Source organism: Protofrankia sp. Cj3 (genome assembly GCF_917627355.1).
Taxonomy (GTDB): domain Bacteria; phylum Actinomycetota; class Actinomycetes; order Frankiales; family Frankiaceae; genus Protofrankia.
Genome location: NZ_CAKJTR010000194.1, coordinates 2,906 through 7,079, shown reverse-complemented (window position 1 = coordinate 7,079; position 4,174 = coordinate 2,906). Strand labels below are relative to the sequence as shown.

Below are 4,174 nucleotides of genomic sequence, written 5' to 3'. Positions count from 1 at the left end.
GCGGACGCCGCCAGCGGGTCGCGGCCTCGCGCAGGTCCATCGCCAGCACGTCGTTGACGGCGGCGAGATCGACCACCAGATCGACCAGCGCGGGTCCGTCGAGGCTTTCGAGGAAATCCCGCAGGTCGATCGGTTGGCCGTCGGCGTCGTAGAAGCCGTCGTCGCTACTGTCGAAGTCGTCGTCGTCCTCACCTGGGTCGATCGCCCCGGTGGCCACGAGCGCCAGCGCGACCGCGTGTGCGCAGAACTGTTCGACGGCACCTGTCGGACATGTACAGGTCGACCCCGGCGTCCCATCGATCACTGACAGCTGGGTCTGGGTGGGCTGGTCACCGTCCACGGTGCCGGAGGCGCTGCTCGGCCGGATCCGCAGATCGCCGACTCGGCCCTGCAACGCGAGGGCGACGCCGCGGGTGAACTCGCCCAGGCCCGCGAGGCGAGCGCACTCGTCCTCGTCGAAAACGGCGTGCAACGGGGTGATGGCGATGTCGTCATGTCCGTTTGGCCCCGACTGGTTGACGATCATCGGGCAATTCTACGAGACCCGCTACCGGCGGGCACAGGGCCCCGACGCCTCGGGCCGCGGCTCACGCCCGACATCACTCTGCCAGAGCCGCCCTGGCGATGCTGGACGTGACAGGCTCGGGCCCATGGCGGTGGTGGGTATCGGGGTGGATGTCGTCGACGTCGAGCGGTTCGCCGCCGTGCTGCGTCGGACCCCCTCGCTCGCCGATCGGCTGTTCACCAGCCACGAGCGGGCTGTCGAGGCGCCCGAACGGCTTGCCGCGCGATTTGCCGCGAAGGAGGCGTGCGCCAAGGCGCTGGGAGCGCCGCCCGGGATGTCCTGGCACGATGCCCAGGTTGTCACCGACCCGAGCGGGCGTCCGCGGCTGCGGCTCAGTGGCACCGTGGCGGCCGTGGCGGAGGGCCTTGGCATCCGCTCGTGGCACCTGTCCCTGACCCATGACGGTGGCGTGGCGATCGCATTTGTGATCACCGAGAACTGACCTCGGCCGTGGTGGCCCACTGGTTGCTGACGGAGGGCTGACGGAGGGCTGGGATGTGCGTCCGACGGTTCGACGGAGCACCTTCTCCGCGGCGAGCATGACGGCTATGAGATTCGCACATTCGGTAGCCCAGGTGCGGGATGCCGAGGCGCCTTTGCTCGCCGGCCTGCCGCCGGGCGCGCTGATGCAGCGGGCCGTCCACGGCCTGCTGTCGCATGCGGCGCGCAGGCTCGGCCGGGTGTACGGTGCCCGGGTCGTCATCCTCGCGGGGAGCGGTGACAACGGTGGTGACGCGCTGTGGGCGGGTGCGCGGTTGGCGGCCAGGGGCGCCCGGGTGGACGCCCTCGCTCCTGGGCGTACGCATCCAGCCGGGACCGCGGCACTGCTCGCGGCGGGCGGGCGCCTGCACTGCCTGCCCGGTCCAGACCCGGCCGGCGCGCGGCCGCCGCTTCCTGGCCGGCCGGTCGGCGAGGACACCGCCGCCAGCCTGCTGACCGCGGCGGACCTGGTCCTCGACGGCATGCTCGGTATCGGGGGGAAGGGCGGCCTGCGTGCGGGCCACGCCCGGTTGGCCGGGCTGTCCCCGGCCGGGCGCACCGTCGCCGTGGATGTCCCGAGCGGGGTGGACGCCGACACCGGCGCGGTGGCGGGCGCGGCCGTCCGCGCGAGCAGCACCGTGACGTTCGGAACCCACAAGCGCGGGCTGCTGATCTCGCCGGGGGCCGATCACGCGGGCCGGGTGGAGCTCGTCGACATCGGGCTGGCGCTTCCTCCGCCGGATCTGGTCGCTCTTGATGACGCCGCGGCCGCCCAGCTGCTGTCGAGCCCCCGCCCTACGGACTCCAAGTACACCCGGGGTGTGCTGGGGCTGGTGGCCGGCAGCGACGCCTATCCGGGTGCCGCGGTGCTCGCCACCGGCGGGGCGCTGCGTGGGGCCGCGGGCTATCTGCGGGTGGTCAGCACCGGCGCCGCCGCCGATCACGTGCGTCGCGCGCATCCCGAGGCTGTGGTCACCGAGATCGGCCCTGGTGACGGCGAGGCGGTTGTCGCGGCCGGCCGGGTGCAGGCGTGGGCGGTCGGCCCTGGCCTGCCACCGGACGGCGAGACGGCCCGGGTGGTGCTGGCCCTGCTGGCCAGCGAGCTGCCTGTGCTGCTTGACGCGGGCGCGCTGGGCGCGCTGGCGGGAGATACCCGGGCGGTTGCCGCACTGCGGGACCGGGCCGCGCCGACATTGCTCACGCCACACGAGGGCGAGTTCGTCCGGCTGGTCGAGGCGTCGTCGCACCGGGAGGCCGCGGCGATTGCCGAGGAACTGGCCGCGGACAGGCTGGGGATGACCCGGCGCGTCGCCGCCGAACTCGGGGTGACCGTGCTCCTCAAGGGCAGCCGCACGTTGATCGTCGACCCGGGCGGGCAGGCACGGGTGAACACCACCGGGACGCCGTGGCTGGCGACGGCGGGCAGCGGCGACGTCCTGACCGGGCTGTGCGGCTCACTGCTCGCCGGTGGGCTGACTCCACTGGATGCCGGCAGCGTGGGCGCGCATCTACACGGCCGGGCGGCGCAACGGGCCGGCCATCCGTTGGCTGCCTCCGAGCTGGTTCCGATGCTGGCGGCCCGCGGGCGCCGCCGGGCCGGCGGCAGCCGTTGACCGAACCGCGGCTGGTCCCGCCAGCTGGCCCCGCCGGGGTGCGATGTGAGCGGGATGTAGCGCCTCGGTGTGATCTGGCCGGGCGCTGCTTGTTACCGTCGGAGTACGTGCGCGGGTGGCCGGCGGCCGCGCGGAATAAGAGCGCCCGGCAATAGGGGCGTGGATCAAGGAGCGGGGCTGGGGTGCGTGCATCGCGAGGCGGAGGAGGGAGTCACCCTGGTGTTGGGTGGCGACCGACGACAATGCGGTGAGGTGCGTGCCCCAGCCCCGCGACGCCGCGTCCCCTGTTGCCGGTCGCTCTAAGGCTGAGAATCGCGCGTCCGGGGGCGGCCAGGCTGCTCTGGGCGGGTCAGGAAGGCGCTGGATGACACCGCAGAGTGAGGATCTGCCCGCGTGCGCGGTTATAGATCTTGATGCGGTCCGCGAGTCCGTGGCGACGCTGGCCGCCCGAGCCGGGAACGCCGCGACCATGGCGGTGGTGAAGGCCGACGGCTACGGCCATGGGATGATCGCCTGCGCGGGCGCGGCGCTGGAGGCCGGCGCGAGCTGGCTGGGGGTCGCGGTCATCGCGGAGGCACTTGCGCTGCGCGCCGCCGGGATCACGGCGCCGGTGCTGGCGTGGCTGGTCACTCCCGGGGAGCGGCTCGCGCAGGCGATCGCCGCCGACATCGACCTGTCCGCGTCGGCACCCTGGGCGCTGGCGGAGATCGCCGCGGCCGCGCGGCTGACCGGCCGTGCCGCGCGCGTCCACCTGAAGGTCGACACCGGCCTGCACCGGGCGGGGGCGACCGAGGAGAGCTGGCCAGCCCTGTGCGACGCGGCGGCGGCGCTTGCCGCCGACGGCCTGATCGACGTGGTCGGTGTGTGGAGCCATTTCGCCTTTGCGGACTCACCTGGTCATCCGACCGTCCGTGCACAGATCGGCTGTTTCGCGGACGCGGTGGCCGTCGCCGAGAAGGCCGGTCTGCGACCGTTCGTGCGGCACCTGGCCAACTCGGCCGCGACCCTGCTCAGCCCGGACGCGCACTTCGACCTGGTCCGGCCGGGAATCTCCGTGTATGGCCTGTCGCCTGGGCCCCAGGTCGGTTCTCCCGCAGCCCTCGGCCTGCGTCCGGCGATGACGCTCACCGCGCGGCTGGCGTTGGTCAAACGGGTGCCAGCGGGATGCGGGGTGTCTTATGGCCACCGTTATGCCACCTCGGCCGAGGCGACTCTGGCGCTGGTGCCGCTCGGGTACGCCGACGGCGTGCCCCGGTCGGCGGGCAACACGGCCGAGGTGCTGGTGGCCGGCTGCCGTCGGCGTATCGCCGGGACGGTGTGCATGGACCAGTTCGTCGTGGATGTCGGTGATGATCCGGTCCAAGCGGGTGACCAGGTCGTCCTGTTCGGGCCGGGGGCGCACGGCGAGCCGACCGCCACCGACTGGGCGGATGCCCTCGGCACCATCAATTACGAGATCGTCACGGGGATCGGCGCCCGGGTCCCGAGGGTGTACGTGAACGCGCCCCGCCCAGCC

At 73.2% G+C, this 4,174-nt stretch carries 4 protein-coding genes; 3 read left to right on the top strand and 1 reads right to left on the bottom strand.

Annotated features, from left to right (window positions below):
* A partial coding sequence (locus tag MJ783_RS19700; RefSeq protein ID WP_239312466.1) for an SWIM zinc finger domain-containing protein occupies positions 1–526 on the bottom strand: 526 nt, incomplete at its 3' end.
* 124 nt (positions 527–650) lie between these two features.
* On the opposite strand from MJ783_RS19700, the gene MJ783_RS19695 reads away from it, so the two are divergent.
* The 3 genes from MJ783_RS19695 to alr form a co-directional block, all read left to right on the top strand.
* Positions 651–1,007, top strand: a complete 357-nt coding sequence (locus tag MJ783_RS19695; RefSeq protein ID WP_239312463.1) for a holo-ACP synthase — start codon at positions 651–653, stop codon at positions 1,005–1,007.
* Positions 1,008–1,113: 106 nt separating this feature from the next.
* On the top strand, positions 1,114–2,658 hold the full coding sequence (locus tag MJ783_RS19690) for an NAD(P)H-hydrate dehydratase (protein WP_239312460.1): 1,545 nt from the start codon (positions 1,114–1,116) through the stop codon (positions 2,656–2,658).
* A gap of 364 nt (positions 2,659–3,022) precedes the next feature.
* Positions 3,023–4,174: alanine racemase (gene alr / locus MJ783_RS19685; RefSeq protein ID WP_239312458.1), on the top strand; the 1,152-nt coding region annotated here is incomplete at its 3' end.

What these genes read in the sequence shown, in the direction of transcription:
- MJ783_RS19695 (WP_239312463.1), top strand. Translation starts at nt 651, where the DNA reads ATGGCGGTGGTGGGTATCGGGGTGGATGTCGTCGACGTCGAGCGGTTC.
- MJ783_RS19690 (WP_239312460.1), top strand. Translation starts at nt 1,114, where the DNA reads ATGAGATTCGCACATTCGGTAGCCCAGGTGCGGGATGCCGAGGCGCCT.